This window comes from Streptomyces cellostaticus (genome assembly GCF_001513965.1).
GTDB lineage: Bacteria > Actinomycetota > Actinomycetes > Streptomycetales > Streptomycetaceae > Streptomyces > Streptomyces cellostaticus.
Genome location: NZ_KQ948021.1, coordinates 185,433 through 210,527, shown reverse-complemented (window position 1 = coordinate 210,527; position 25,095 = coordinate 185,433). Strand labels below are relative to the sequence as shown.

Below are 25,095 nucleotides of genomic sequence, written 5' to 3'. Positions count from 1 at the left end.
ACGCCGTCGCCGTCAACCTCCACCATCTCTCAACACGGCGGCAGACGTCCGCCGAAGTCACCACGGCGCGGCGCGCGCGGTCCGGCCGCCGAATCGGGTGACCGCGCAGGACCCGTATCTCCGGGGGCAGGAGAGTTCACATGTTGCTCCATTGGTCTGTACATGACCACGCAGTCGGGCCAGACTGTCCGCCGACCGAGTGCCCCCACCGCCCGTTCCGAGGAGTCGGCCATGCCCGCGCCCGCCCGGCAGCGTTGTCACGCAGTCCTCACCGGACTCGTCACCCTGGCCACCGCCGCCGTCGTGTCCCTCGCCGCACCCGCCCCGGCCTTTGCCGCCGACACCTGGATCGAGGCCGGCTCCGACCGTGCCGACCCGCTGACCGAGAGCCAGGGTCTGACCTCGGTGGAGGTCCCGGCGAACAGCCCCAACCGGTACACCGGCATCGGCACCATCCCGCTCGGCGTCTCCAGCCGCGGCTGGAGCCACGTCGGCGACCCCGACGCCTCGTACAACGGCTACTACATCGAGCCCTACCAGCAGGACTCCGGCAACTCGAAGATGTTCCGCGTGCAGGCGCCGGGCGGCGCCTGGTCGGAGTACGTCCACACGCTGAGTCCCGGCGAGGCCCTGAACAACTCCTGGGACGCGATCTCGCCGGACGGCCAGTGGATGCTGTCGGGCGAGTGGGGCACCATGAACCGCCTGCTCGTCTTCCCCACCCCGGGCGTCAACCCGGGCACCTCGCCCTCGGCGAACCTCCCGCAGGCCTCCCAGGTCAACCTCGACCATGCCGTGCGCGACGTCCAGGGCTGCGACTTCTCCGGCCCGACGACCCTGCTGTGCTCCTCCGACGACCCGGACGGCTCCCTGTTCGGCATGACCAAGCCGCTGCTCCGGATCGATCTGTCCGCGGCCCCGGGCTCGGCGGACGTCTCCGGGCACGTCACGGCCCTGCGCCAGCTCCCGCTGCGCAGCTCGTGCTCGGGCACCTTCGAGACGGAGGGCATCGACTACGACCGCCGGACCGGCATTCTGCGCGTGATCGTCATATCGCCGGGGTTCTGCGTGCTCACGGACAGCAAGACGTACAAATTCTCGCGCGGCTGAGCCCCGGCCGCCTCCGCCTCCCGCCTCCGGATCTGCGACAGGTGGTGCATTTCCGGAAAGTGGTGGTTTTCTTGGGAGGTGGCGCGGTGTGCGGGGAACCCGCGCTGTCGCGCCACCGCCATGAGAGGAGCGATCACGATGGCCCGTGAGCGATCGCACGAGGAGTCCGTCTCCCTCGAGATCAGCGGATGCAGCAAGGAAGACGCCCGGATCGTGTTCGACGCGCTGTGCGAGTGCTTCGAGTCCGACCGGTCCGCCGACGACGTGCCGCAGCAGCTCCACGAGACACGTCCCATGGTGTGGCTCGGCACGTTCGAAGTCACCGACGCCCACACCTGCAAGCCGCCCGCCCGGCTCTCGTCCACCGTCGAGGCCGACGCGCAGGGCGGCTACTGGGCGATCAACCGGCTCCACATGACGCTGGCCTCCCTCTTCGCGGTGCGCAACCTTTCCTCGGCCTCTGGGGACCAGGAGAGGGAACTGCACGTCCTGCTCGAAAGCCGGTAACACCGGCCCGGCTACACCGCCCCGGCCGCCTGCGCATCGCCGCCGTCGGCCGGGGCGTACTGCGCTTCGCCGTTGCCGAGCGACCAGTCCACCGACTCGTTCTCGGTGACGGTGACGAACACATTGCGCGGCTCGGTGCCCGCGTACGCGTGCGCGAGCTCGGCGATCCGCCGGTACAGCGCCCGCTTCTGGCCGGGCGTGCGCCCTGAGCGCATCGTGATCGCCACGAAGACGATCCCGTCGTCCCGGCGCACGCCCAGGTAGCCGCCGTGGCGCAGGGTGCTGCCGACGCCGTCGTGCCCCACCAGGACCTGGAAGCGGTCGTCGGGCGGGACGCCGATCGTTTCCACCAGGGCGTCCTGTACGGCGCGGCCGAGAGCGTCGAGGCGGTCGCTGTCGGCGCCCAGCGCGTCGATGCGGACGAAAGGCATGGCGGTGTTCCCCTCCGGAGCGGTCCTGCGATCGTCCGTTAGTGTACATACTAGTAGTTACAAGGTGATCGGGTTCACCTCGGCGCGGTTATGCAACTAGTTGCACAATGGGCTCGGGGTCCTCTACAACAGAGACGACGACACCGCGCACGGAGGGCCCGATGAGCCGATACCCGCACCTGATGTCCCCGCTCGACCTGGGCTTCACCACGCTGCCCAACCGCGTGCTCATGGGCTCCATGCACGTCGGTCTGGAGGAGGCCGAGCGCGGGTTCGAGCGCATGGCGGCGTTCTACGCGGCCCGGGCCCGCGGGGGAGTGGGGCTCATCGTCACCGGCGGTATCGCGCCCAATGACGAGGGCCGGCCGTACGAGGGCGGCGCCAAGCTCACCACCGAGGCGGAGGCCGAGCAGCACAAGGCCGTCACCGAGGCCGTGCACCGCGAGGGCGGCCGGATCGCGATGCAGATCCTGCACTTCGGCCGGTACGCCTACCACCGGGACCTGGTCGCCCCGAGCGCCCTGCAGGCCCCGATCAGCCCCTTCGTGCCCCGCGAACTCGGTGACGCCGACATCGAGCGGACCATCGACGACTACGCCCGCGCCGCCCGCCTCGCCCGGCAGGCCGGCTACGACGGCGTCGAGATCATGGGCTCCGAGGGCTACCTCATCAACGAGTTCATCGCCGCGCAGACCAACCACCGCGAGGACCGCTGGGGCGGCTCGTACGAGAACCGGATGCGCTTCCCGGTGGAGATCGTCCGGCGGGTGCGCGAGGCCGTCGGCGAGGACTTCATCATCATCTACCGGCTCTCCATGCTGGACCTGGTCCCGGGCGGCTCCTCCCTGGCGGAGGTCGTCACCCTCGCCAAGGCCGTCGAGGCCGCCGGAGCGACGATCATCAACACCGGCATCGGCTGGCACGAGGCCCGTATCCCGACCATCGCCACCTCGGTGCCGCGCGGCGCGTACACCTGGGTCACCAAGAAGCTCATGGGCGAGGTGTCCGTGCCGCTGGTGACCACCAACCGCATCAACACCCCCGAACTGGCCGAGGAACTGCTCGCCGACGGCCACGCGGACATGGTGTCCATGGCCCGCCCGATGCTCGCCGACCCCGACTTCGTCAACAAGGCCGCGGCCGGCACGCCCGAGGCGATCAACACCTGCATCGGCTGCAACCAGGCCTGCCTCGACCACACCTTCAGCGGGCAGATCACCTCCTGCCTGGTCAACCCGCGCGCCTGTCACGAGACGGAGCTGGTGCTCTCCGCGACCCGGCGGCGCAAGCGCGTCGCCGTCGTGGGCGCCGGCCCGGCCGGACTCGCCTGCGCCGTCAGCGCGGCCGAACGCGGCCACGAGGTCACCCTGTTCGACGCCGCGAGCGAGATCGGCGGCCAGCTGAACGTGGCCCGCAAGGTCCCCGGCAAGCAGGAGTTCGACGAGACGCTGCGCTACTTCCGCCACCAGCTCGACGCGCACGGCGTGGACGTACGCCTCGACACCTGGATCACCTCCGCGGACCTCACCGACTACGACGAGGTCGTCGTCGCCACCGGCGTCACCCCGCGCACCCCCGACATCCCCGGCGTCGACCACCCCCGCGTCCTCGGCTACCTCGACGTCCTGCGCGACGGCGCCCCCGTCGGCGACCGCGTGGCCGTCCTCGGCGCCGGCGGCATCGGCTTCGACGTCGCCGAGTACCTCACCGACGGCGCCGACAAGGCGAGCGAGGACCCCGAGACGTACTTCCGCAACTGGGGCGTCGACATGGACTACACGGCACCGGGCGGCCTCGCGGCCCCGCAGCGGCCGGCCCCGCCGCGCACGGTCCACCTGCTCCAGCGCAAGACCACCAAGGTCGGCGCCGGACTCGGCAAGACCACCGGCTGGATCCACCGCACCGAGCTGAAGCACCGTGGCGTGACCATGGTCCCCGGCGTGCGCTACGACCGCATCGACGACGCGGGGCTGCACATCACCGTCGGCGAGGAGAGCACGGTCCTCGAGGTCGACACCGTGGTGCTCTGCACCGGCCAGGAGCCGCGCCGCGACCTGTACGAGGAACTGGTCGCCGCCGGGCGCAGCGTGCACCTGATCGGCGGCGCCGATGTCGCGGCCGAGCTGGACGCCAAGCGGGCCATCAAGCAGGGCACGGAACTGGCCGCAGCCCTGTAGGGGCCGTACGCCGGGTCCTTAGGATGAGCCCATGTCCCTCCCGCACGCCATCCTCACCGCCCTGCTGGAGAAGCCGTCGTCGGGTCTGGAGCTGACCCGCCGGTTCGACAAGTCGATCGGCTACTTCTGGTCCGCGACGCACCAGCAGATCTACCGCGAGCTGGCGAAACTGGAGGCCGAGGGCTCCATCCGCACCCTGCCGGCCGAGCAGCCGGCCCGCGGGCAGAAGAAGAGTTACGAGGTCCTGCCCGCGGGCCGCGCCGAACTGGCCCGCTGGACCGCCGCCTCCCAGGACCCCAAGCCGCAACGCGACATCCTGCTGCTGCGGCTGCGCGCCGCGGCGGTCGTCGGCACGGCGGGCCTGGAGGCCGACCTGCGCCGCCATCTGGAGCTGCACCAGCGGCAGTTGGCCGAGTACGAGGAGATCGAGCAGCGCGACTTCCCGCCGGACCGGGACGCCCCGCAGGACCGACTGCGCCACCTGGTCCTGCGGGCGGGCATCGACCTGGAGACCTTCTGGACCCAGTGGCTCACCCACGCCCTGAAGGAGTTCGCCGAACTGCCCGACGAAGCACGGAAACCGGTTCCGGATCCGGCAAACGGCACATCCGCCTGAGAACCGCGGCCCGCCCAGCCCTGCAACCGCGCGGCCCCCACCCACCTGCGGTGGGTTGCCGCGCCCGGCTCTCGCCTGCCTTGCGCTCGTCTGCGGCGGGTTGCTGCGCTCGGCTGCCGGTCGCCCTGTGCTCCGGCCTGGTGGGGTGTTGGGGGTGGTGGGTCCGGTCGGCGGCTGCCGTCGGCTCAGAGGCGGTACGGCTTTGAGCGGCGGCGCAGGAACCAGGCCGTGGCGATGACGCCGGAGCCCACCAGGGCCGCGCCGATGCCCAGGGTGAGCGGGCCGTAGTCCCGGGCCGCGCCGCCGAGGCCGCCCATCACGCCCCGCGAGGGCGCGGATCTGGACGTCGAGGAGGTCGTGGGGACCGCGGGGGCGGCCGGCGCGGAGACGATGACGGACTGGGAGCCGGCGGTGGAGCCGTTGGAGCAGACCACGACGACCGTGTACGTCCCCGGGCTCACTCCCGACCAGGCCGCGGACTGGCTGATGGTCGTACCCGACAGGGCCGCCTGCCGGCCCTGGGCGAAGTTCGCCTGGCGGCTGCTGAGCAGCGAGGCATTGCCCCAGCTGCCGTTGTTCAGCGTGCATGAGCTGGTGACGACCGAGACCGTGGACCCGGTGGTGCTCACGGAGATTCCCGAGGCCGCGGCGGACGGCCCGGCCAGTGAGGCCGGGAGCGCGGCGGCGGCCGCCAGGGTCAGGCCGGAGCGGAGGAGGAGTCGGGAGTTTCGCATTGGCTGGCCTCCGGCGGCACGGTTGGCGGTACGTCCCATGCGCCGCCGAGGGTCGGGAAACGTCCGTGCTGCCTCAAGGGCAGCAAAAGCGTCCCCGGTCCCGGCCGCACGCGGGACGCACCCGGCCAGGTGACGGATTGCTCCGTCCGGTGCAGGCCGGCCCGCCGGACGGGCCCGTACCCGGCTGCCGGCCGTCAGCCGTCCGCGCCCGTGGTCACCGTCCGCTCCGCCGAGAACCCACCCCAGGTGCCGTCCGGCAGCCGCGCCCGCAGCCGCACCCGGTGTGCGGCCCCCGCGTCCTGCCCGACGTAGAAGCTGTAGCGGGCCCACCCGCGCGGCGGGTCGCCGCCCCACACCAGGGACGTGGCCGCGGCGCCGTCGAGCTGGATCTGGTACTCCGTGATCACCCCGTCCACGCGCGGCGGATCCCAGGACAGATCGAGGTAGTAGGCCCCGGCCGACCGGTGGGTCGTCGCCGTGAACCCGGTCGGCGCGGTGTCCCGGCCGTCGTCGGAGCCCGGCGTGGTGAGACGGACGGGCGCGCTCGCGGGCGAGAGGTTGTCGGCCGCATCCCGGGCCCGCACCGTGAAGACGTACCGGGTGCCGGGCCGCAACCCGGTGACCACGGTCGCGGTCTGGTTCCCGCCGACGCTGTGAATCTTCGCACCGCCCTGGCAGACGTCGTACGACACCACGCCCCGGTCGTCCCGGGAGGCGGCCCAGGACAGCTGGACCGCCCGGCTGCCGACCGCCCGCCCGGCCGGCCTCAGCGGGCGGGTCGGGGCCGAGCGGTCCGCCGCCGTCTCGGCGGGCGTCCGCGCCTGCACCTCGCGGCTCGGCGGCCCGAGGCGGCCGTCCGAGTCCCGGGCCCGCACGGAGAAGGCATACATGGTCGACGGCCTGAGCCTGGTGACGTCCACCATGTGTTGCGAGCCCGGTACTTCCGTGACCTTCGTGGAGCCGCGATACACCTCGTACGTGCGGACCCCGGGTACGTCCGGCACCGCGTTCCACATCACGTGCACGGTGGTGGCGCTCCCGGCCGCCGCGGTGACGCCCGTCGGGGCTCCGGGTGCCCGGCCGCCGTCGCCGTCGGCCGCACCGCTCCGGCCGCAGGACACGACCAGCATCAGGGCTGCGCAGATCAGCACGGGCAGCAGGGGAACGCGTCGCACGGTTCTGCCTCCCGGGGGACGGCACCACGGCAAAGGTCCGGACCAATATGCCCGGCCGGTACGGCCGTAGCAAGGGGGTCGTATGGGTGACCGCGGGGGAGAGTTGCGTATGCTGAGGTCTCCCTGCGGCTGAACTCCCCGGGAAGGCAAGGGAGTTCATGCCCGAGGCGCGGAAAAGCTGTCGTCGCCGGACCCGCGCCGACGCGGGCGGCCGGGGCGCCTGGGCCGACGCAGGCTCAGGCCCCCGGCCCCTGTTGCCTTCTCACAGGGCGTCAGGACGATGCTCCATCCGGCCCCATCGGGGTGGCCCTACACGCAGGCCCGCACCACATTGGGCATCGTGTCCGGAATGTCCCCAAGGAGAGGGTCCCCCAGAGTGCGTGTCCAGTCGCTGACGCTGGTCGCGGCCAGTGCCGCCCTGCTCGCCCCGACGACGCTTTCTGCCGCCACAGAGCTGCCCCGGAAGGGGCACGTCGCCCACAGCGACGACACCGTGACCGCCGCCGACCTGCTGGACCGGGTGCGCACGTGCACCCAGGTCTCCCGGGGCCGGTACCGCGCCGACGACGGCGCTCCCGCGGACATCCCCGTCTGCGGCACCCCCGGGGCGGTGTTCTGGAAGGCCGACCTGGACGTCGACTGCGACGGACAGCCCACCGCCCGCTGCAACCGCCGCACCGACCCGTTCTTCACGGCCGCCACCGCCTACCAGCAGTCCGACGACCACCGCCTGAAGGCCGAGTCCCTGCCCTACATCGTGATCCCGGCGTCGAGCGACATCTGGGACCACCGGGCGTACGGCATCGAGGGCGGCTCCGTGGCGGCCGTGATCTACCAGGGCCGGGTGCAGTACGCGGTCGTCGGCGACACCGGCCCCCGCGAACTCATCGGCGAGGCCTCCTACGCCACCGCCGAGGGCCTCGGCATCCACCCCGACCCGCGCCTCGGCGGAGTGGCCTCCGGTGTCACCTACATCGTCTTCAAGGACTCGCGGATCACGCCCATCGAGGACCGCCAGGCGGCGGTGGCCGAGGGGGAACGGCTGGCCCGGCTGTTCCTACGGCCCGAATGAGACCTGGGACCGCTGCGCCCACGGACCCGGTGGTGCGGGCCCGCATGGGATGCGGGAGGCATGGTCTCGGACGGCGGCCCGGCCGTTGTCCACGGACAGTGCCGCCCCGTGGTCGTTGCTCGCCGGGTCCGAGGCCAGGAACACGACCGCGGCCGTCTGTCCTCCGGCTCGGACGTGCCGCCGCCGTTCCCGGCACAGGGCCCGAGGCCGGCCGGGCCGCGGACGCCGTACCGAGTCGGGATGACCGGGCGTCCTTACCGCCTGCCGAGTCGGATGCGGGGGAAGGCAAAGGCCGAGGGCCAGGGGCGGAGCCCTCACGCCTTCCGGTAGCTGTATGCCTCCACGGCCGCCGCCTCCACCGTATCCAGATCCGCCCCCGTGGCCGCCGTGACCACCGCAGCCACCGCACCCTCGACGAACGGCGCATCCAGCAGCCGCGCGCCCTCCGGAAGTTCCCCGCCCTCGGCGAGCAGCGCCTTCACGGTGAGCACCGCGCTGCCGAGGTCGGTGAGCAGCGCGACACCGACACCCCGGTCCACGGAAGCCGCCGCCGCCGAGATCAGCTCGGCGCTGGTGCCGAGCCCGCCGGCCTCGGTGCCGCCCGCCGGGGCGACCGGCACCGCCGTGGCCCCGCCCGCCAGCCCCTTCGCCAGCTCGGCGACGGAGGCCGCGACCTCCGCGCTGTGCGACACCAGCACGATCCCGACGCGCTTCTCGTCACTCACCCGAGGACCCCGCAGCCGCTTCCGCGAGTCCGGCGATCAACAGGGCCGAGGACGTGGCTCCCGGATCCTGATGGCCGATGCTGCGCTCGCCGAGATAGCTGGCCCGGCCCTTGCGGGCCTGCAACGGTGTGGTGGCCACCGCACCCCCCTCGGCGGCCGCCCGCGCCGCGGCGAAGCCGTCGGCGAGCGCGTCCACGGCCGGGACCAGCGCGTCGATCATGGTCTTGTCGCCGGGTGCCGCACCGCCCAGCGCCATCACCCCGTCCACGCCCGCTCGCAACGCCTCGGCCAGCTGCTTCTCGCTGACCTCGGGAGTCTCCCCGAGCGCCTTGCCGGCCCGGCGCAGCAGCGTGCCGTAGAGCGGCCCGGACGCCCCGCCGACCGTCGAGATCAGCCGACGCCCGGCCAGGGTCAGCACCGCACCCGGCGTGTCCGGCGCCTCCTCCTCCAGAGCGGCCAGGACGGCGGTGAACCCGCGCTGCATATTGCTGCCGTGGTCGGCGTCCCCGATGGCCGAGTCGAGGGCGGTGAGCCGCTCCGCCTCCCGGTTCACGGACGCGGCGGTCGCCGTCAGCCAACGGCGGAAGAAATCGGCGTCGAGCACTGGATCTCCTTGCGTGGTAGAGGTGTTGACCGCTTCGTCCGCCGTATCACATCCCCCAGCGCAGCGCCGGGGTCTTCACCGGCGCGTCCCACAGCCGCAGCAGTTCCTCGTCGACCTGGCACAGGGTGACCGAGGCGCCCGCCATGTCGAGGGAGGTGACGTAGTTGCCGACGAGGGTGCGGGCCACGGTCACGCCCCGGTCGCCGAGCACCCGCTGCACCTCGGCGTTGAAGCCGTACAGCTCCAGCAGCGGGGTGGCGCCCATGCCGTTGACCAGGACGAGCACGGGGTTGCGCGGGGGCATGTCCTCCAGGATGGCGTGCACCGCGAAGTCGGCGATCTCGCCGGAGGTCATCATCGCCCGCCGCTCCCGGCCCGGCTCGCCGTGGATGCCGATGCCCAACTCCAGCTCGCCGGAGGGCAGATCGAAGGTCGGGGTGCCCTTGGCCGGGGTGGTGACGGCGCTCAGCGCGACACCGAAGCTGCGGGAGTTCTCGTTCACCTGGCGCCCGACGGCCTCCACCCGCTCCAGTGGCTGTCCCTCGGCCGCGGCGGCTCCCGCGATCTTCTCCACGAACAGGGTCGCGCCGGTGCCACGGCGCCCGGCCGTGTACAGGCTGTCGGTGACCGCCACGTCGTCGTTGACCAGTACCTTCGCGACCTGGATGCCCTCGTCCTCGGCGAGTTCGGCGGCCATGTCGAAGTTGAGCACGTCACCGGTGTAGTTCTTCACGACGAACAGCACGCCGGCCCCGCTGTCGACGGCGGCCGCGGCCCGCGCCATCTGGTCCGGCACCGGCGAGGTGAACACCTCTCCGGGACAGGCGGCCGAGAGCATGCCCGGACCGACGAATCCGCCGTGCAGCGGCTCGTGCCCCGACCCACCGCCGGAGACGAGCGCGACCTGCCCGGCCACGGGAGCGTCCCGGCGGATGATCACCCGGTTCTCCACGTCCACGGTCAGGTCCGGATGAGCGGCCGCGATGCCCCGCAGCGCATCCGCCACCACGGTCTCCGGGACGTTGATCAACATCCTCATCTGTATCTCCTAAGAAGCCTAGCAGTGCGTCTTTGGCCTGTGTTTTCCCTGGTCGATACGGGTGCGGCCGGTCATGGACCCCGGCGGTACGACTGATGCTGAACCAAACGCCGACCTTACTGACGGGTCATCAGGCATCTCGGGGTCTGCTTGATGACAGACGAAGGGAGTCCTGTTCCTCAGTATCGGCCTTGGGGCAGCGAAGGTCATCCTCCGCGGCCGACGCGAGTCGGTGCCGCGTCCAGGAGGAGCCGTGTGTACGCGTGGCGGGGTGAACGGAACAGGTCTTCGGCGGCGGCGTGTTCCACGATGCGGCCCAGGTGCAGGTCGGCGACGTGATCGGCGACCTGCCGTACGGCGGACACGGGCCGACGAGTGCCCGGGCGAGCGTGGACCTGCCCGAGCCGGACGGCCCGGGGCACCGGCACGCGCACCGGTGCCCGCCGACCGTGCAGCAGCGGGGCCTCCCGCTCACGTGCAGGTCACGGCGGGGTGCGCAGCGGGCCGGGCGCGGGCAGCATCCTGGCCTTCGCCAACCGGAACCCGCGCTGCCGCGACGCCCCCGACCGCCTCGGCGTCCCCCGCCGCCCGCAGGACGGCACCGAGGGCCACAGCGGCTTCGGTCACGGCGTCCCCACCGCTGCCTCGGTGCCGCCCTGTCCCGGCCGCGGTGCGCGACCGCGCCTGCGACCTGCTGGAACGCCGTCCCGGCCTGCGCCTGGCCGACGGTACCGAGAGCCCGCGGCGAACCGCCATCGGGAACGCCGTCCTGGCCTGCGCCTGGCCGACGGTTGCGAGAGTCCGCGGCGAACCGTCATCGGGAACGCCGTCCTGGCCTGCGCCTGGCCGACGGTTGCGAGAGTCCGCGGCGAACCGTCATCGGGAACGCCGTCCTGGCCTGTGCCTGGCCGACGGTTCCGAGAGCCCGCGGTGAACCGTCATCGGGAACGCCGTCCTGGCCTGTGCCTGGCCGACGGTTCCGAGAGCCCGCGGTGAACCGTCATCGGGAACGCCGTCCCGGCCTGCGCCTGGCCGACGGTTCCGAGAGTCCGCGGCGAACCGCCATCCCGGAGGGCGGCCCCGCATCCTGCCGCACCTGCGGGTACGCGTGTGACGGTCGGTTCGTGTCACAGGGCTTCGGTGACCCGGCTGCGGCAGGCGACGACCACCGCGCCACCGATGACCGCGAGGCTCAGCAGGACGGCCCCGAAGACGGTTGCGCCGTCGGTCAGGCCGATGGTGTCGCTGAGGTAGCCCGCCGAGACCGGCAGCAGACCGGCGGGGAGGTAACCACCCACATTGAGCGCGGCGTTGGCCTCGGCGAGCCGCTGCGCGGGAACGGCGGAGTTGAGCAGGGAGAGCCCGCCGAGCTGCCCCATGCCCTGACCGGCGCCGGCCAGCAGTGCGGAGGCGATGAGCGCGGGGGCGGACGAGCTGTGCACGGCTGTGATGAGCGTGGCCATGCTGAGGGCCGTGCCGACCGCTCCGGCGGCCAGGATGGTGCGCCTGCGCAGCCGCTGCGCGGCGAACTGCACTCCGGTGGCGGTCAGGAACATGGCGAACGCCATGGCGCCGGCGACGATCCGGCTGGTGGTGCCGAGCAGCCCGGAGAGCAGGGAGGGACCGAGCGAGAGCACGAAGGACGTCGCGGTGATGCCGGGGGCGAACACGGCGATGCCGAAGGCGAGTTGCAGGCCGTTGCCGCGCGGCACACCCGGTATGCGGATCCAGGCGCCCGACACCGGCGCCGCGGGGCGCGGCAGGGGCATGCGCAGCACGGCGAGTACCGCAGTGGCGAGCAGCACCGTCTCGACCACGAAGACGGTCACGGTGGGTGCGGGCAGGGTCTCGGACAGGATGCCCGCGAGGAGTGGTCCGAGGCCGGCTCCGAAGACCATCGCGCAGGAGGCGAGCAGCGCCGCGAGCCGCCTGCGCGCGGGACCGGCCACGTCGGTCACCGCCGCCATGCCCGCCGAGACCACGGCGCCCACGGCGATGCCGGTGAACAGCCGGGCGACGATCAGGGCCGTCACGCTGGACGCGGTCGCGAAGACCAGGCAGGCGGCCAGGGCGAGCCCCAGGGCGGGCAGCAGGACGGGTTTGCGGCCGAGCCGGTCGGAGACCACACCGGAGACGAGCAGGGATCCGATGAGACCGACGATGTAGAAGGCGAAGACGACGGTCAGGGTGCCCTTGGAGAACCCGATGTCGCGCTGCCACAGCACGTACAGCGGCGTCGCCGCGTTGGACAGGATGAAGACCGCGGTCACCGGCCAGGCGGCCAGCCACACCCACCAGGTGGGAGCGGCGGCAGGGCGAAGCCCGTTCCTCGCCGTCAAGGGTGCCGTTCGGCTCTCGGGCATGACAGATCCCCTCCGTGAATGCAGTACGAGTTTTCTCGAACATAGCATCCTGTACGATCGAAGTCGTACAGCGGATTTCAGGTCACGAGGAGCTGCTCATGCCATCGACGGCGCGCACCGTGCGGGCGCAGGCACCGGCCGTCAAGGTGCTGCCGGAGCCCGAAGGGCTGCCCGAACCGCTGCCGGAACCGGCGGTGGGCGACCTGCGCCTGGAGAACGTGCTGGCCGCGCTCAGCGATCCGCTGCGCCTGCTCATCGTGCGCAAACTCCTCCTGGAATCCGAGCAGTTCGACCACACGTGCGGCTGGTTCGGCCTTGACCGCCCCAAGTCCTCCCTCACCCACCACTTCAAGGCGCTGCGCGAGGCGGGCGTCACCCGGCAGCGTCAGTACGGGCTGGAGCGCCGCAGTCAGGTCCGCGTCACGGACCTGAACGCCCGCTTCCCCGGCCTGCTGGACCTGGTCGCGGCCTGGACTCCGCCGGACGGGACCTGAGTTCCAGCAGCTCCGGAACCGTGGCGAACTCGGCCTGCGGAGCAGGCGGACCTCACGGCCGCTCACTCCGGCGGTGCATGGGTGGCCGGTCGAGAACTTCGACGTACATGATCCGGCCGTCCACGACGTCCAGGCACAGCATGCCCTGCGAGGGCAGGAGCGGCACGCATCGATGGCCGGCGCCGTACGGCTGCCCGTCCGGATGAGCTGCGGTCTGGAAGCTCTGGCAAAAGTCATCGCTGCATCGGCAGTCGTCGACCAGGCGAAGATCCCACGCACAGATGGCCAGTTCACGTTCTCCTTCGTTCTCCAGGAGGGTGATCAGCTCTGCGACGAGATCCGGGAAGACATCGCGGACGAGGGGGTGGTCCTGCTCCATGAGCGCAGTATGCGGTTCCCGAGCGGCTCTTGGTGATGCCGTGGGTGGGCGCGACGGCCAGGAGACCCTCCGTGTACGGGGCGCGCCCGTGGCCGAAGGACCAGTCCTGAGGGCCGTTCTCCGTGATGCCGATGAAGATGTCCTCGCCGGCGATGCCGAGGGGTTCCAGCTGCCTGGCGATGGTCCGTAGACGAGTTGTTCGACCTCGGTGGTGCGTCCCGACTGGGTGAAGATCTGGATCATCACGAGTCGGTCGGTTCGCTCGAAGCCCAGTCGGGCGTCACTCCGATGTCGTCTGTACGGCGGCGTCCAGGAACCGGCGGATCAGCGTCCGCTGGGCGTCGGGCAGGTGGACGAGGCTGACGGGGCTGGGTGGTGCGTCGGTGAGCGGAACGAAGCGGACTGCGGGGTGCTGGGTGCGGCGCTGCGCTACCTCCGGGACGATGCCGATGCCGCGGTTGGCTGCCACCGTCTCCAGCCACTCGTCGTAGTCGGCCGTCTCGATGATCCGGGCCGGGTGCTGGTCCACGGGCCACGACCAGGGGCCGGTAGTACCGCTGACCGTGTTGACGGCCAGCGGCCAGGACTGGACGTCCAGCCAGTCCAGATGACCGAGGCGGGTCAGATCGCAGCGCTCGGAGCATACGGCGGTGCGCGGCTCGTCGAACAGAGGCAAGGTGCGCGCTTCTCTTGGCGCGTCGAATTCACCCCGGACCAGTGCGATGTCGAGACTGCGCTGACGCAGCGCCTGGAGAGGATCGTCGGTCCGGGTCAGGGCGACCGTCGCTCCCGTGCTCTCCTCGAAGCGGCTGACGGTCCGCTGTGCCCAGGGATCGGGCAGCAGCCAGCTGAAGCCGAGCCGGAGGGTGACGCGGTGACTCACGACCGTGAGGGCCTGGTCCAGCGTCGCGAGGACCCGCTCGACGTGTACGAGGAACTCCGCGCCGGTGTCCGTCAGTTCGACGTGCCGTGAGGAGCGGTCGAGCAGGCGGACGTTCAGGTGTTGCCCTCCAGTTGCGCGATCGTACGGCTCAGCGTCGGCTGTGTGATCAGCAGTTCCTCGGCGGCACGGGAGAACGAGCGGTGGCGGGCCACCGCGGTGAAGGCCCGCAGGTGACGGAGTTCGACGTCCATGCTCATCGCGTCCCTTTCAGGCATCCATGCCTGCCGTGCACAGCGCCGGCTCAACGGGGCGTTTCACGGGCTCACGCGGGCTGCCTGGCGCGGGATCCGGCCACTGAACGCCGCCAGGAAGGTGATCAGGACATCTGACACCGGTGTATTGCCTAGCGACCGCGGCCCATGGCAGTCCGGGGACGGTGGTCGTCGGCGGCGTTGATCCGGGCGAGGTCGATCTCCGGACGGGTCTGCATGGCTCGGTGAAGGTGGGCCACCTCGGACCGGCCGGGAGCGACATCTGCCTTCTGGCGCGAAGGTACGAGCAGGCTGTGCGTGTCCGTGAGAGTCAGCAGCCGCTCCACTATGTGACTGGCAGCGGTGACGGCGATCGTCTTGCCCTCGGCGAGCGCCTGCCGACGGGCAGTCAGCAGCACGTTGAGCGTGGCACAGTCCCAGAACTTCACGCCGCTGAGGTCCAGGTCCACACCCTGCTGCGGGCCGTCGAGGGCGGCCCGCAGCTTGCGCCCGAGCATCTCACTGTCGTCGAGGCAGAGCTCACCGACGATGGTGACGAGGACACGGCCACTGTCACGGTGCGTGGTGACCAACGGCCGAGCGTCCCCGTTCATCGGCTGGGCTTCGTAGGGCGACTCCGGCATGACTGCCTCTCGGCGGGTACTCACGTATCCCTGGATCCAGGCTCGCCCCGTCCTGTCTGACACGTCAAGTCATACATGAATTTTGTTTCGCTCTTTTGAGGACGCGCCTGCCCGCCCGGCCGTAGGATTTCCTTATGGTCGGAGTGGACGGAGTGTCGGAGCCGCATACGGGGTGGACGTTCCTCACCAGCCATGCCCGTGTGCTGGCCAGCATCGCCGACAACCACGACGCGCGCATACGTGACATCGCGGCGCGCTGCCGGCTCACCGAACGCGCTGTCCAGAAGATCATTTCGGACCTGGAGCGGGACGGCTACCTCTCCCACACCCGCCGAGGGCGCGTCAACAGCTACGAGATCGATCCGAGCCGGGTGCTGCGCCACCCGGCCGAGGCCGGTCTGACCGTGGCCTCGCTCCTGTCGATGCTGGTCAGGGACGAGGCTGAGCGTTCAGGCCTCGTAGAGCAGGTCCGCTCCGAGCGCTGAGCGCATGCTGGCCGCGGGATGCCAGGGGCCGACGAGGATCGAGATGGTTCGTGCCGACGGACGACGTCTCCACAGTCGTCTGCCATGTCGGGACCCTCACGTACTGAGCAGCCGGTTGAGGAAGGAGCGGTAGCGGCGCAGGGCCCCGCGCAGCTCCTCCGTGTCAACGCGTTGACCCTGGCTCCATGTGCCTTCCAAGTCCTTCTTGTGGAGGGCGAAGGCAGTCGCCAGGGTCTGCATGACGTCCGCCGCGAGGGCATCGGCGTCGTGCACAGCTTCGCGAGGGTCGTCCACGAACCTGCTCTGGATGTCCTGCCAGCGGTCGCGGTAGCCGCGCTCCTCGTCGTCCGTCAGCAGCGGTGGAGTCTCGTCGTCCGTGCCGCCCCGGGCGCTCTCGGTGCCTGAGGCGTCCGACGTGACCGGAGCCGAGCTTGCGGCCTCGGCGTCCGGCGCACCTGCGGATTCATGGTCCGGGCGTTCCGTCTCAGCCGTCGCGGTGCTCTCACCCGGGCAGATCGGGGCTCTCGAGGAGGATTCCTCCTCCACTTTTCCGGTTTCCCGTCGCTGGTGCCGACGGGTTCGGCCAGGTCCTCGGTGGAAAGGGCCGTCGTGCGATGCGCTTCCTCGTTCCGGTGCCTGGTGTGTTCCTTCATGCGGGTGGTCGGCGTCAGGCGCGCGCGTGCCGCGCCCGGCCTCCGCCGTCAGAGAGCAATTCGTCGAAGAGGGCGCGGTAGTGCACCATGGCACCCCGCAACTGCTCGGTAGTCGCCCGGCTGCGGGTGCTGAGGGACTCGACCTCGTGCGCGGCACGGTAGTGCTCCAGGGTGCGGCCGTGTTCCACGGAAAGGTCCTTCATCTGTTGCTCGAACCCCTCGGTCGGGTACCCACGCTCGTGCATCAGGGAGGCCACCAATCGGTCCGCGTCGTGCACGGCGGCCTCCGGCTGGTCGACGAACTCCTGCTGGACACTGTTCCACTTCTGCGTGTAGCGGCCCCGTGAGGCCGGGGACAGGGGTTTGATCTCCAGCTCGTCATGCCGCTTCTCGCGAGCCCTGAGCTCACGCTCGGCGGCGAGCCGGCTGTCCGAACCGTCGACGGTCCGCTCGTACTCCGGGCCGAAACGCTCACGGAGGTGACGGCGGCGCATCATCAACGAGACCGCCACGGCGGCCAGCGCGACCACCACCACGATCGCAATGATGATTGCCAGAAGCGTTCCCGTGGACATAGGCGCACGCTCCTCAGGGAGTAGGGATACACCCTGCGAGTTCCCGTACGCCTCGCTCGTACCCATTTCGTCTTGACAGGGACGCGGATGTGCACGTGCACTGCGGGGCCTACGAGGCCCCGTGCCCTCGGGCGTGGATCCTCTGCCGCGCGCCGGCTACCGCGGCCACCAAGCCGGCTCCCACGGCAGCGGCGGTCACCGCCGGATGACGGCTGAGGGCGGCTTGCCAGGAGTGGGCGTGGGCCGCATCGGCGAACACCCCGTGTGCTCCCGTAGTCGTCACCTTGTGGTGCATCGGCCGGAGAGAACAGGTTGTCCAGGCTCTGCGGGGCCGGGCTGTCCGTCTGCTGCGCGTCGAACCCGGTGCGGGCCAGGTACCGGTCCAGCACAGCGGGGGCGAGGCGGTTGGCCCAGATGGTCGCCACGGTCGTGGCTCCGATGGAGTACTGCTTGCGTTTCGGGTGGTCGGCGGCGCGCAGGATGCCGCGGGCGGCGACCTCGGGCTGGCAGATCGGCGGGACCGGTTGCGGATGCCGGGGCACGCGTGACCGTACCCAGGAGAACTGCGGGGGTGTTGACCGCAGGCAGCTGGGCGATCGTGATGTGGACGTTGCTGCGGCGGTGCAGCAGTTCGACGCGCACGGACGAGGTGAAGCCGTCGACGGCGTGCTTGGCTCCGCAGTACGCCGATTGCAGGGGGATGGCGCGCTCGCCGAGTGCGGAACCCACCTGCACGATCGTGCCCCGATCACGGGGCAGCATGCGCCGCAGAGCCGCCCGGGTGCCGTTGACGAAGCCGAGGCAGGTCACCTCGGTCACCCGCCGGTATTCCTCGGGTGTGATCTCGTCGAAGGGCGCGAACACGCTCGTGAACGCGCAGTTGATCCACACGTCGATGGGCCCGAAGGTCTCCTCGGCCGCGGCGGCGACGTCCTCGACCTGCTGCGGGTCGGCGGTGTCGGCTTCCCGGACGAGGGGGCGTCCGCCGAGTTCCTCCACTTCGTGGGCCGCTGCGTCCAGCCCTGCGCGGCCGCGGGCGACGAGGGTGATGTCGGCACCACGCCGGGCGAAGAGCCGAACCGTGGCGCGGCCGATCCCGGCGCTGGCACCGGTGACGACGATGGTCTGAGGCATGGTCCTTCCTTCGGGTTCAGCACACCTGGTGGCGTTGCTGCTTGCGTCTCCGTTCACTGTCACCGGGTCCGGAAGGGCTGCCCGCGCTCGGTGTCGAGGCTCAGCCCCGGTCCCGGTGGTCCGTCGCTGCTCGGGGTGATGGCGCCGCCGCTGGGATCGAGGGCGCCGTCGAAGAGGAGGCGTTCGATGCGGACGTGGTCGTGGAACCACTCCAGGTGCCGCAGGTTGGGGACGCAGGCCGCGGCGTGGGCGTGCGGGGCGCAGTGTCCGGAGATGCCCAGGCCGTGCGCCTGGGCGAGAGCTGCGACGCGCGGCCGTACGGTGATGCCGCCGCAGCCGGTGACGTCGGCCTGGAGACAGTCGACGGCGCCGGCGGCCAGCATGTGCTGGAAGTAGGGCAGGGTGTAGCCGTACTCCCCGGCTGTGACGTCGGCGGTGATCCGACCGCGTATCGAGGCATCGAGGCGAGCGTGCACAGATGGTCGGAGGAGACGGGTTCCTCGAACCACGTCACGCCCTGGTCGGCGAGCGCGGCGGCCACCCGGACGGCCTGGCCGGCGCTGTAGCCACCTGCTGGCCCCCAGCGGATCCCACCGGCTGGACTGGAGCGCCGGATACGATCCGCATCCCGACGACACCGCATGGCGGACCTGGGTCGACGAAACCGTCGTCAGCTGGGCCGCCTGCCTCCTGGCCGACCCGGCCCTGGCCACACGCGCCCACCAGGCCCTGGCCGCAACTGAGCACCACGCCGAAGCCGGCGGCCTCCAACGCCTGACCGACCCCAGTGCCCGCGACACCGAAGCCGCGAGTCTGCTGCGCCATCCCGACCTGCTCGAAGCCGTTGCCGGCCTGCACCGGCCCCAGCTCCTCGACCTGCTGAAGATCGAGGGCGCCGGGCTGCCGTGATGCCCAGGCCGCCCTGGCCTGCAAGCCCACGCTGGACTGTGCGATGACCAAGGCGGCGTCATGGCGTTCACGCGGTCGATCGCAACCGCTGGACAGGGTGCGGCCGTGCTGACAGCTGACGAAACTGATGTCGACAATGGATGTCACCGGGCCGTCCAGGCTCCCTGATCTGGAGAGGACACAGCCGCGCATGAAGATCTCCGTCTCCTCCGACATGGACGAACCCGTGGCCCGCCTCCTCGTCGAGGAGCTGCGTCATCGCGGTCACGAGGTGCGTGCGCACGGTGCGCTGCGGCCCGGTGCCGAGCCGCAGTGGGCGGTCTGCTCGGAGGCGGCCGCCCGTGACGTCGCCGAGGGCGCGGCCGACCAGGCGGTCGTGTGCTGCTGGACCGGCACCGGTGCCTCCATCGTGGCGAACAAAGTGCCGGGCGTCCGTGCGGCGCTGTGCACGGACGCCGTCACGGCCGAGGGCGCGCGGCGCTGGAACGACGCCAACGTCCTGGCCCTCAGCCTGCGGCTCACCTCCGCGTCGGTGCTGACCGAGATCCTCGACGCGTGGTTCGCGGCCGAGCCCAGCCGGGACCCGGACGACGTGCAGAACGTGGCCCGCGTCGGCCGCCTCGACGCCGCCAGGAAGGTCTCCTAGGGGGCGTACGGCAGCCTGGCGCGGGCCAAGGCCGGTCGTTCGCGCGATTGTGTTGTTCGAGGCCCGGTCGTGTTCGGTGTCCGGTCGGGAATCAGTGGGCGCCCAGTCCGCCGCCGCCGAACGACCCGCTCGACCCCTTGCTCCAGCGCGGGCGATCCTTCGAGGCGCTCGGCCTGGTGTGCATGTTGGTCAGCTCGTACGGGGTGAGCGGGCGACCGCCCTTGGGGATGTGCGGGATCTCGTCTGGCTCCCTGTTCTCCCGGATCTCGTGCACCGCGCCGTCCGGTGGCAGGTGCGGCTGTTCCTCGGGGCGCGGCCGAGGGGGCTCGCGGTACTTGATGCGGGAGTTCATCCAGAAGCCGCCGGCGAGCAGCGCCAGGAGGCCCGCGGCCACGACGACGAAGAAGAGGCCCATCAAGCCGCTCGCAGCGGCCAGCTGCATCTGTGCGGTACTCATAGCACAGGAATACCCCGCCCGGAACGGGACGAACCGGACACCTTGTGTGACCGCATCTCCACGCATGGCGACTCGGCCTCCGACGGGGCGTCTCCGTGCCCGCTGCGGGCGTTTGGGCCGGCCCGGCCCGGCTACCCGGACGGCGTGACACCGTCTACTTCGCAGCAGGAGCTCTACCGGTTCCTGGAGGACCGTTTCCTGTGCGCCCAGGCCTGCACGGAGTGCGCCAGGGCGTGTGCGGTGCGGGCGAGCCTCCTGGACCCGGACGGCACCGAGCGCCGGGACCGGGTACGCCGGCTGGGCATCATGTGCGCCGAGGTCTGTGAGGCGACCTGCCGCCTGCTGTCCGTGCAGGACCGTCAGGACGAGGAGGGGATCAGGGTCCAGCTGGAGTGGTGCCGCTCGGTCTGCCTGGAGTGCGCGCACGCCTTCGACGGGCAGTCCGGCGCCGAATCGGCCGCGGGGGTGTGCCGGGTCTGCGCCGGGGCGTGCACGGACTTCATGGCGAGCCTTGACTGAGCCGCTGCATGCCATTCCCAATTTCTGGAACACGTTCTACGGTGTGCGCCGTCAGGACCGCCCTTGGGGACCCTGGAGGCGCCGTGCACCTCGACCACACGCCCGAGCAGCAGCGACTGCGCAGCGAACTGCGCACCTACTTCGCGGAGCTGGTGCCGGCGGGCGCCCACGCCCGGTACGCCGAACCCGCCGCGCAGAAGCGGTTCTACCGCGAGACCATCCGGCAGCTCGGCGCGGACGGCTGGCTCGGCGTGGGCTGGCCGAAGGAGTACGGCGGGCGCGGGATGACGGCGATGGAGCAGTTCATCTTCTTCGACGAGGCCGCGCAGGCGGGCGTACCGCTGCCCCTGATGGCGCTGAACACGGTCGGCCCGACCCTCATGCGGTTCGGCACCGAGGAGCAGAAGGCGTACTTCCTGCCCCGCGTCCTCTCCGGCGAGATCGACTTCGCGATCGGCTACAGCGAGCCCGACGCCGGCACGGATCTCGCCGCGCTGAAGACCCGGGCCGTACGCGAGGGCGACGAGTACGTCGTCAACGGGCAGAAGATCTGGACCACCAACGGCGACACCGCGGACTGGGTGTGGCTGGCCGTGCGCACCGACCCCACGGCGCCGCCGCACAAGGGCATCACCATGCTCCTGGTGCCGACCTCGGACCCGGGCTACTCCTGCACCCTCATCAACACGCTCGCCTCGCACGACACCACGGCCAGCTACTACGAGGACATCCGCGTCCCCGTCTCCCGTCGGGTGGGCGAGGAGAACCAGGGCTGGCGGCTGATCACCAACCAGCTCAACCACGAGCGGGTCACCCTCGCCGCCCACGGCACCATGGCGATCCGCGCCCTGCACGACGTGCAGCGCTGGGCGATGGAGACCAAGCTCGCCGACGGCCGCCGGGTGATCGACCTCCCCTGGGTGCGCCGCCTGCTCGCCCGGACCCACACCCGGCTGGATGCGATGAAGCTCCTCAACTGGCAGATGGTGACGGCCGTCCAGGAGGCCACGCTGACCCCGCAGGACGCCTCCGCCGTCAAGGTCTACGGCTCCGAGGCCCGCCGGGACGCCTACGCCTGGCTCATGGAGGCCGTCGCCGCCGCCGGTCCGCTCAAGGAGGGCTCGGCGGGCGCCGTCCTGCACGGCGAGCTGGAGCGCGGCTACCGCTCGGCGGTGATCTTCACCTTCGGCGGCGGCAACAACGAGATCCAGCGGGAGATCATCTCCTGGATCGGCCTGGGGATGCCCCGGGTACGGCGTTAGCCTGCGGGCATGGGCGACCCCGGGCTGTTCACCCCGAAGTCCGTGACCTGGCAGATGCACGGCGACCCGATGATGTGGGTCGCCGGCGTCCGCGCGCTGTACCTCCAGGCGCTGCACCCCCGCGCGGTCCGGGGCGTCATGCAGAACTCCGACTTCCGCCGCGACGCCTGGGGCCGGCTGATGCGCACCGCGAACTTCGTGGGCACGACGACGTACGGCACCACGGCGGCGGCCGAGCGGGCGGGCGCCCGGGTCCGGAAGATCCACCGCATGCTGACGGCCACCGATCCCGGCACCGGCGAGCGCTACGGCATCGACGAACCCGCGCTGCTGCTGTGGGTGCACTGCGCCGAGATCGACTCCTACCTGCACGTCCTGCGCCGCTCCGGCTTCCCGCTCACCGACGCCCAGGCCGACCGCTACATCGCCGAACACCGCGTCAGCGCCCGCCTGGTCGGCCTCGACCCGGGCGCCGTACCCGAGGACCGCGCGCAGCTGGCGGCGTACTTCGCCGAGGTGCGGCCGGAACTGACGGCGGGACCCGAGGCACGCGAGGTGGACGACTTCCTCCTCCGCCCGCCGACGCACCCCCTCCTCGTCCCGGCGCGCGAGGTGCTGTGGCAGCGCGTGGCGCAGCTGGCGTACGCCTCCCTGCCCCTGTACGCCCACGAGCTGTACGGCAGACCGGCCCCCGCACCCGTGGTCGTCACCCGCCGGCTGCGGGCCACGGGCGCCCTGCTGCGCTGCGTTCCCGCACGTCTGCGCTGGCAGCTGCCGCCCAAACACATCCTGCGCGCCATGGCGAGGCTCGGCCCGAGTGCGCGACCGGCACCGTACAAAGTGGGGCGATAGGCCGCCATACTGGACCAGGGCCTGTCCGGCATGATCCGCCGGACAGGCCCTGGCAGGGGGGTGTGTCACGGATCGGGCCGCGTTCCGCGCGGGCGCGGCGCCGTGGCCATGCCCTCCAGGGGGCGGGGCGGACAGCGACGGGGGCGACGGCGCGCGATGGGGGAGACCAGGCTGATCCAGGGCCGCTACCGGCTGCTCGATCTGATCGGGCGCGGCGGCATGGGCGAGGTGTGGCGGGCCCGCGACGAGTCCCTGGGCCGGCAGGTCGCGGTGAAGTGCCTCAAGCCGCTCGCCCCGCACCACGACCCGTCCTTCACCCGCGTCCTGCGCGAACGGTTCCGCCGGGAGGCCAGAGTGGCCGCCGCCCTCTCGCACCGCGGAGTGACCGTCGTCCACGACTTCGGCGAGTACGACGGCGTGCTCTACCTCGTCATGGAGCTGCTGGAGGGACGCGACCTGAGTCGGCTCCTGGAGGACAACAAAGGCCATCCACTGCCCGTGGACGACGTGATCGACATCGCGGAACAGGTCGCCGCCGCCCTCGCCTACACCCACCGGCAGGGCATAGTGCACCGCGACCTGAAGCCCGCCAACATCGTGCGGCTGACCGACGGCACCGTGAAGATCTGCGACTTCGGCATCGCCCGCCTCGGCCACGACATCGGCTTCACCGCCCGGCTGACCGGCACCGGTGTCGCGATGGGCACCCCGCACTACATGTCCCCGGAGCAGATCGGCGGCACCGAGGTCGACGAGCGCAGCGACCTGTACTCGCTGGGCTGCGTCCTGTACGAAATCGCCACCGGGGCACCGCCGTTCGACCTGGACGACGCCTGGGCGATCCTCATCGGCCACCGCGACACCCCGCCCCGCCCGCCGTGCGAACACCGCCCCGAACTGCCCGTCGGCTTCGAGCGGATCGTCCTCGACCTGCTGGCCAAACAACCCGGGGAACGGCCCTGCGACGCCGGCGAGCTGGGGCACCGCCTGGCCGCGGCGCGGACGGCCTCCGGGTCCGTGCCGACGGCCGTGACGGGACGGCCGCGACCCGACGAGGCGGATCCCCGCGAAGGGCACCTGCCGTCCTGGACCCGGGGCATGACCACCGGTCACAAGGCGGCCGGTGCCGGACTGCACACTGTCCCGCCGGACGCCGGAGCCGCCCTGACCGGCGCCTGGACCGCGCGCCCGGCCGCCGCGGGCGCCGGGGTGGCCGTCCTGTCCCGGCCGTCGCCGGCAGCCGTCGCCGTCCTCACCGCACGGCACCACGAAGGCCTCGGGCTCGCACGGCGCGGCCACTGGGCCCAGGCGGGCGAGGTCCACCAAGCCGTCGCCGCCGAACGGGCGGCACTGCTCGGCCCCGACCACCCCGACACCCTCGCCAGCCGCTACGAGGTCGCCTTCACCCTCAGCCGCACCGGCCGCGCCGCCGACGCACTGAGCGCCTACACGGACGTCGCCGCGGCCCGTGAGCGCGTCCTTGGCCCCGAGCACCCCGACACGCTCGCCGCCCGTCAGGAAACCGCCTACGTACTGGGGCAGTTGGGCCGCCACTTCGAGGCCCACCAGGGCTACACCTCGGTGCTGGCCACCAGGATGCGCGTCCTCGGCCCCGACCATCCGGACACCCTGCGCTGCCGCCACAACCTCGCCTTCAACCTCAGCAGGCTCGGCCGGCTGGAGGACTCGTACCGCATGGCCCACGACGTGGCGGCCGCCCGCGCCCGGGTGCTCGGCCCCGAGCACCCCGACACCCTCGTCACCCGCTACGAAGTCGCCTACGCACTCGGCCAGCTGGGCCGCTGGGAGGAGGCGCTGCACACCTACCGCGAGGTCGCCGAGGTGCGCGCCCGGACCCTCGGCCCCGACCATCCCGACACGCTCGCCGCCCGCTACGAGGCCGGTATCAGCCTGGGCCGCCTCGGCCGCAGCGCGGACGCCCTCCTCCTGTACCGCGACCTGATCGAGGACCGCACCCGCGTCCAGGGCGCCGCCCACCCCGAAACCCTGCGCGCCCGCCACGGCCTCGGCGTCAACCTCGGCCGTCTCGGCCGCTGGGAGGAGGCCCTCGCCGAGGCCCGCGACGTGTGCGCGCAGCGTGTGCGCGTCCTCGGTGCCGAGCACCCGGACACGCTGGTCAGCCGCCGCGAGGTAGCCGTTGCCCTGGGCTGGCTGGCCCGCTGGGCGGACGCGCTCACCGAGTACCGGCGGGTCGCCACGGCCCGTGAGCGCGTCCTCGGCCCCGACCACCCCGACACCCTCGCCAGCCGCAACGACGAGGCCCACTGCCTGGAACAGCTCGGCCGAGGGGCGGAGGCGGTCGAGCTCTATCGAAGAGTGGCGGTTCTGCGGCAGCAGCACGCTTCAGACGGACGGCTGTGAAACGCGCCCCCAAGGGG

30 protein-coding genes and 1 pseudogene are annotated in these 25,095 nt (G+C 71.6%); 12 read left to right on the top strand and 19 right to left on the bottom strand.

All coding sequences use genetic code 11. The features are described from left to right. The first annotated feature begins 231 nt into the window (after nucleotides 1–231). Both AQI88_RS15940 and AQI88_RS15935 read left to right on the top strand, forming a co-directional pair. The gene (locus AQI88_RS15940; RefSeq protein ID WP_066998713.1) at nucleotides 232–1,110 is read left to right on the top strand and encodes a hypothetical protein; all 879 of its coding nucleotides are present in this window, start codon (nucleotides 232–234) and stop codon (nucleotides 1,108–1,110) included. Nucleotides 1,111–1,248: 138 nt separating this feature from the next. Further along, a complete protein-coding gene (locus AQI88_RS15935) occupies nucleotides 1,249–1,617 on the top strand; it encodes a hypothetical protein (RefSeq protein ID WP_066998710.1) in 369 nt (122 codons plus the stop codon). An 11-nt stretch (nucleotides 1,618–1,628) separates the two neighbouring features. Here AQI88_RS15935 and AQI88_RS15930 read toward each other — a convergent pair whose 3' ends face one another. Then, nucleotides 1,629–2,048, bottom strand: coding sequence for a tautomerase family protein (locus AQI88_RS15930; RefSeq protein ID WP_066998707.1), 420 nt, complete (start codon nucleotides 2,046–2,048; stop codon nucleotides 1,629–1,631). Between the two features lie 161 nt (nucleotides 2,049–2,209). On the opposite strand from AQI88_RS15930, the gene AQI88_RS15925 reads away from it, so the two are divergent. Then, entirely contained in the window at nucleotides 2,210–4,225 is a 2,016-nt protein-coding gene (locus AQI88_RS15925; RefSeq protein ID WP_066998704.1) for an NADPH-dependent 2,4-dienoyl-CoA reductase, read from the top strand. Between the two features lie 31 nt (nucleotides 4,226–4,256). Next, nucleotides 4,257–4,841: a PadR family transcriptional regulator gene (locus AQI88_RS15920; protein WP_066998701.1), complete on the top strand. Its 585-nt coding sequence runs from the start codon at nucleotides 4,257–4,259 to the stop codon at nucleotides 4,839–4,841. 185 nt (nucleotides 4,842–5,026) lie between these two features. Here the strand turns inward: AQI88_RS15920 and AQI88_RS15915 are convergent, their stop codons facing one another. Both AQI88_RS15915 and AQI88_RS15910 read right to left on the bottom strand, forming a co-directional pair. Further along, nucleotides 5,027–5,575: a hypothetical protein gene (locus tag AQI88_RS15915; RefSeq protein ID WP_066998697.1), complete on the bottom strand. Its 549-nt coding sequence runs from the start codon at nucleotides 5,573–5,575 to the stop codon at nucleotides 5,027–5,029. A 194-nt stretch (nucleotides 5,576–5,769) separates the two neighbouring features. Then, on the bottom strand, nucleotides 5,770–6,705 hold the full coding sequence (locus AQI88_RS15910; RefSeq protein ID WP_208615809.1) for a fibronectin type III domain-containing protein: 936 nt from the start codon (nucleotides 6,703–6,705) through the stop codon (nucleotides 5,770–5,772). A 421-nt stretch (nucleotides 6,706–7,126) separates the two neighbouring features. Between AQI88_RS15910 and AQI88_RS15905 the strand changes: the two genes are divergently transcribed. Further along, nucleotides 7,127–7,822: a glycoside hydrolase family 75 protein gene (locus AQI88_RS15905; protein ID WP_066998690.1), complete on the top strand. Its 696-nt coding sequence runs from the start codon at nucleotides 7,127–7,129 to the stop codon at nucleotides 7,820–7,822. A 314-nt stretch (nucleotides 7,823–8,136) separates the two neighbouring features. Here AQI88_RS15905 and AQI88_RS15900 read toward each other — a convergent pair whose 3' ends face one another. The 5 genes from AQI88_RS15900 to AQI88_RS15885 form a co-directional block, all read right to left on the bottom strand. Then, nucleotides 8,137–8,547 (bottom strand): PTS-dependent dihydroxyacetone kinase phosphotransferase subunit DhaM, encoded by a 411-nt coding sequence (locus tag AQI88_RS15900; protein ID WP_066998686.1) that lies wholly within the window; start codon nucleotides 8,545–8,547, stop codon nucleotides 8,137–8,139. After that, nucleotides 8,540–9,151, bottom strand: a complete 612-nt coding sequence (gene dhaL / locus AQI88_RS15895) for a dihydroxyacetone kinase subunit DhaL (protein WP_066998683.1) — start codon at nucleotides 9,149–9,151, stop codon at nucleotides 8,540–8,542. Before dhaL ends, AQI88_RS15900 begins: the two co-directional genes overlap by 8 nt. 46 nt (nucleotides 9,152–9,197) lie before the next feature. After that, a complete protein-coding gene (gene dhaK, locus AQI88_RS15890) occupies nucleotides 9,198–10,190 on the bottom strand; it encodes a dihydroxyacetone kinase subunit DhaK (protein ID WP_066998680.1) in 993 nt (330 codons plus the stop codon). 206 nt (nucleotides 10,191–10,396) lie between these two features. After that, a complete protein-coding gene (locus AQI88_RS45930; protein WP_159050341.1) occupies nucleotides 10,397–10,555 on the bottom strand; it encodes an ABC transporter ATP-binding protein in 159 nt (52 codons plus the stop codon). A 762-nt stretch (nucleotides 10,556–11,317) separates the two neighbouring features. Next, entirely contained in the window at nucleotides 11,318–12,553 is a 1,236-nt protein-coding gene (locus tag AQI88_RS15885; RefSeq protein ID WP_066998678.1) for an MFS transporter, read from the bottom strand. A gap of 98 nt (nucleotides 12,554–12,651) precedes the next feature. On the opposite strand from AQI88_RS15885, the gene AQI88_RS15880 reads away from it, so the two are divergent. Next, nucleotides 12,652–13,047, top strand: coding sequence for an ArsR/SmtB family transcription factor (locus AQI88_RS15880; RefSeq protein WP_066998675.1), 396 nt, complete (start codon nucleotides 12,652–12,654; stop codon nucleotides 13,045–13,047). A gap of 52 nt (nucleotides 13,048–13,099) precedes the next feature. Here AQI88_RS15880 and AQI88_RS15875 read toward each other — a convergent pair whose 3' ends face one another. From AQI88_RS15875 to AQI88_RS15865, 5 genes are all read right to left on the bottom strand, one after another. Beyond that, nucleotides 13,100–13,426 (bottom strand): hypothetical protein, encoded by a 327-nt coding sequence (locus AQI88_RS15875; protein ID WP_066998672.1) that lies wholly within the window; start codon nucleotides 13,424–13,426, stop codon nucleotides 13,100–13,102. Then, complete coding sequence (locus AQI88_RS45025; RefSeq protein ID WP_244184167.1) at nucleotides 13,338–13,580, bottom strand: tautomerase family protein; 243 nt, start codon at nucleotides 13,578–13,580, stop codon at nucleotides 13,338–13,340. Before AQI88_RS45025 ends, AQI88_RS15875 begins: the two co-directional genes overlap by 89 nt. A 126-nt stretch (nucleotides 13,581–13,706) precedes the next feature. Then, nucleotides 13,707–14,309 (bottom strand): substrate-binding domain-containing protein, encoded by a 603-nt coding sequence (locus AQI88_RS15870; RefSeq protein WP_279616547.1) that lies wholly within the window; start codon nucleotides 14,307–14,309, stop codon nucleotides 13,707–13,709. Between the two features lie 113 nt (nucleotides 14,310–14,422). After that, the gene (locus AQI88_RS48480; RefSeq protein ID WP_279616546.1) at nucleotides 14,423–14,566 is read right to left on the bottom strand and encodes a helix-turn-helix domain-containing protein; all 144 of its coding nucleotides are present in this window, start codon (nucleotides 14,564–14,566) and stop codon (nucleotides 14,423–14,425) included. A gap of 146 nt (nucleotides 14,567–14,712) precedes the next feature. Then, nucleotides 14,713–15,228, bottom strand: coding sequence for an STAS domain-containing protein (locus tag AQI88_RS15865; protein WP_208615797.1), 516 nt, complete (start codon nucleotides 15,226–15,228; stop codon nucleotides 14,713–14,715). A 119-nt stretch (nucleotides 15,229–15,347) separates the two neighbouring features. Here AQI88_RS15865 and AQI88_RS15860 point away from each other — a divergent pair, with 119 nt between their 5' ends. After that, complete coding sequence (locus tag AQI88_RS15860) at nucleotides 15,348–15,689, top strand: MarR family transcriptional regulator (protein ID WP_107118578.1); 342 nt, start codon at nucleotides 15,348–15,350, stop codon at nucleotides 15,687–15,689. Between the two features lie 96 nt (nucleotides 15,690–15,785). Here AQI88_RS15860 and AQI88_RS15855 read toward each other — a convergent pair whose 3' ends face one another. The 5 genes and pseudogenes from AQI88_RS15855 to AQI88_RS48805 form a co-directional block, all read right to left on the bottom strand. Next, entirely contained in the window at nucleotides 15,786–16,235 is a 450-nt protein-coding gene (locus AQI88_RS15855) for a hypothetical protein (RefSeq protein ID WP_244184147.1), read from the bottom strand. 121 nt (nucleotides 16,236–16,356) lie between these two features. Further along, on the bottom strand, nucleotides 16,357–16,917 hold the full coding sequence (locus AQI88_RS15850; RefSeq protein ID WP_066998664.1) for a hypothetical protein: 561 nt from the start codon (nucleotides 16,915–16,917) through the stop codon (nucleotides 16,357–16,359). Between the two features lie 109 nt (nucleotides 16,918–17,026). Then, nucleotides 17,027–18,051 (bottom strand): annotated as a pseudogene (locus AQI88_RS15845) (SDR family oxidoreductase). Nucleotides 18,052–18,110: 59 nt separating this feature from the next. Continuing rightward, complete coding sequence (locus tag AQI88_RS15840; RefSeq protein WP_066998661.1) at nucleotides 18,111–18,527, bottom strand: enolase C-terminal domain-like protein; 417 nt, start codon at nucleotides 18,525–18,527, stop codon at nucleotides 18,111–18,113. A 34-nt stretch (nucleotides 18,528–18,561) separates the two neighbouring features. Then, nucleotides 18,562–19,176 carry a hypothetical protein gene (locus AQI88_RS48805; protein ID WP_317936684.1) on the bottom strand — a complete coding sequence of 205 codons (615 nt, stop codon included), beginning with the start codon at nucleotides 19,174–19,176 and terminating at the stop codon, nucleotides 18,562–18,564. On the opposite strand from AQI88_RS48805, the gene AQI88_RS15830 reads away from it, so the two are divergent. Continuing rightward, a complete protein-coding gene (locus AQI88_RS15830; RefSeq protein WP_066998655.1) occupies nucleotides 19,151–19,606 on the top strand; it encodes an RpiB/LacA/LacB family sugar-phosphate isomerase in 456 nt (151 codons plus the stop codon). The two genes, AQI88_RS48805 and AQI88_RS15830, sit on opposite strands and share 26 nt — an antisense overlap. Nucleotides 19,607–19,697: 91 nt before the next feature. Here the strand turns inward: AQI88_RS15830 and AQI88_RS15825 are convergent, their stop codons facing one another. Then, nucleotides 19,698–20,063, bottom strand: a complete 366-nt coding sequence (locus AQI88_RS15825; RefSeq protein ID WP_208615796.1) for a DUF6479 family protein — start codon at nucleotides 20,061–20,063, stop codon at nucleotides 19,698–19,700. A gap of 144 nt (nucleotides 20,064–20,207) precedes the next feature. On the opposite strand from AQI88_RS15825, the gene AQI88_RS15820 reads away from it, so the two are divergent. The 4 genes from AQI88_RS15820 to AQI88_RS15805 all read left to right on the top strand — a co-directional run bounded on the left by AQI88_RS15820 (nucleotide 20,208) and on the right by AQI88_RS15805 (nucleotide 25,078). Beyond that, complete coding sequence (locus tag AQI88_RS15820; RefSeq protein WP_066999150.1) at nucleotides 20,208–20,582, top strand: four-helix bundle copper-binding protein; 375 nt, start codon at nucleotides 20,208–20,210, stop codon at nucleotides 20,580–20,582. 83 nt (nucleotides 20,583–20,665) lie between these two features. Further along, a complete protein-coding gene (locus AQI88_RS15815; RefSeq protein WP_066998630.1) occupies nucleotides 20,666–21,844 on the top strand; it encodes an acyl-CoA dehydrogenase family protein in 1,179 nt (392 codons plus the stop codon). Nucleotides 21,845–21,853: 9 nt separating this feature from the next. Next, complete coding sequence (locus AQI88_RS15810; protein WP_066998626.1) at nucleotides 21,854–22,696, top strand: oxygenase MpaB family protein; 843 nt, start codon at nucleotides 21,854–21,856, stop codon at nucleotides 22,694–22,696. Nucleotides 22,697–22,852: 156 nt separating this feature from the next. After that, nucleotides 22,853–25,078, top strand: coding sequence for a serine/threonine-protein kinase (locus AQI88_RS15805; protein ID WP_066998623.1), 2,226 nt, complete (start codon nucleotides 22,853–22,855; stop codon nucleotides 25,076–25,078). The last annotated feature ends 17 nt before the right edge of the window (nucleotides 25,079–25,095 follow it).

What these genes read in the sequence shown, in the direction of transcription:
- AQI88_RS15940 (WP_066998713.1), top strand. Translation starts at nt 232, where the DNA reads ATGCCCGCGCCCGCCCGGCAGCGTTGTCACGCAGTCCTCACCGGACTC.
- AQI88_RS15935 (WP_066998710.1), top strand. Translation starts at nt 1,249, where the DNA reads ATGGCCCGTGAGCGATCGCACGAGGAGTCCGTCTCCCTCGAGATCAGC.
- AQI88_RS15930 (WP_066998707.1), bottom strand. Translation starts at nt 2,048, where the DNA reads ATGCCTTTCGTCCGCATCGACGCGCTGGGCGCCGACAGCGACCGCCTC.
- AQI88_RS15925 (WP_066998704.1), top strand. Translation starts at nt 2,210, where the DNA reads ATGAGCCGATACCCGCACCTGATGTCCCCGCTCGACCTGGGCTTCACC.
- AQI88_RS15920 (WP_066998701.1), top strand. Translation starts at nt 4,257, where the DNA reads ATGTCCCTCCCGCACGCCATCCTCACCGCCCTGCTGGAGAAGCCGTCG.
- AQI88_RS15915 (WP_066998697.1), bottom strand. Translation starts at nt 5,575, where the DNA reads ATGCGAAACTCCCGACTCCTCCTCCGCTCCGGCCTGACCCTGGCGGCC.
- AQI88_RS15910 (WP_208615809.1), bottom strand. Translation starts at nt 6,705, where the DNA reads ATGCTGGTCGTGTCCTGCGGCCGGAGCGGTGCGGCCGACGGCGACGGC.
- dhaK (WP_066998680.1), bottom strand. Translation starts at nt 10,190, where the DNA reads ATGAGGATGTTGATCAACGTCCCGGAGACCGTGGTGGCGGATGCGCTG.
- AQI88_RS15885 (WP_066998678.1), bottom strand. Translation starts at nt 12,553, where the DNA reads ATGCCCGAGAGCCGAACGGCACCCTTGACGGCGAGGAACGGGCTTCGC.
- AQI88_RS15880 (WP_066998675.1), top strand. Translation starts at nt 12,652, where the DNA reads ATGCCATCGACGGCGCGCACCGTGCGGGCGCAGGCACCGGCCGTCAAG.
- AQI88_RS15875 (WP_066998672.1), bottom strand. Translation starts at nt 13,426, where the DNA reads ATGGAGCAGGACCACCCCCTCGTCCGCGATGTCTTCCCGGATCTCGTC.
- AQI88_RS48480 (WP_279616546.1), bottom strand. Translation starts at nt 14,566, where the DNA reads ATGAGCATGGACGTCGAACTCCGTCACCTGCGGGCCTTCACCGCGGTG.
- AQI88_RS15850 (WP_066998664.1), bottom strand. Translation starts at nt 16,917, where the DNA reads ATGTCCACGGGAACGCTTCTGGCAATCATCATTGCGATCGTGGTGGTG.
- AQI88_RS15830 (WP_066998655.1), top strand. Translation starts at nt 19,151, where the DNA reads ATGAAGATCTCCGTCTCCTCCGACATGGACGAACCCGTGGCCCGCCTC.
- AQI88_RS48805 (WP_317936684.1), bottom strand. Translation starts at nt 19,176, where the DNA reads ATGTCGGAGGAGACGGAGATCTTCATGCGCGGCTGTGTCCTCTCCAGA.
- AQI88_RS15825 (WP_208615796.1), bottom strand. Translation starts at nt 20,063, where the DNA reads ATGAGTACCGCACAGATGCAGCTGGCCGCTGCGAGCGGCTTGATGGGC.
- AQI88_RS15810 (WP_066998626.1), top strand. Translation starts at nt 21,854, where the DNA reads ATGGGCGACCCCGGGCTGTTCACCCCGAAGTCCGTGACCTGGCAGATG.
- AQI88_RS15805 (WP_066998623.1), top strand. Translation starts at nt 22,853, where the DNA reads ATGGGGGAGACCAGGCTGATCCAGGGCCGCTACCGGCTGCTCGATCTG.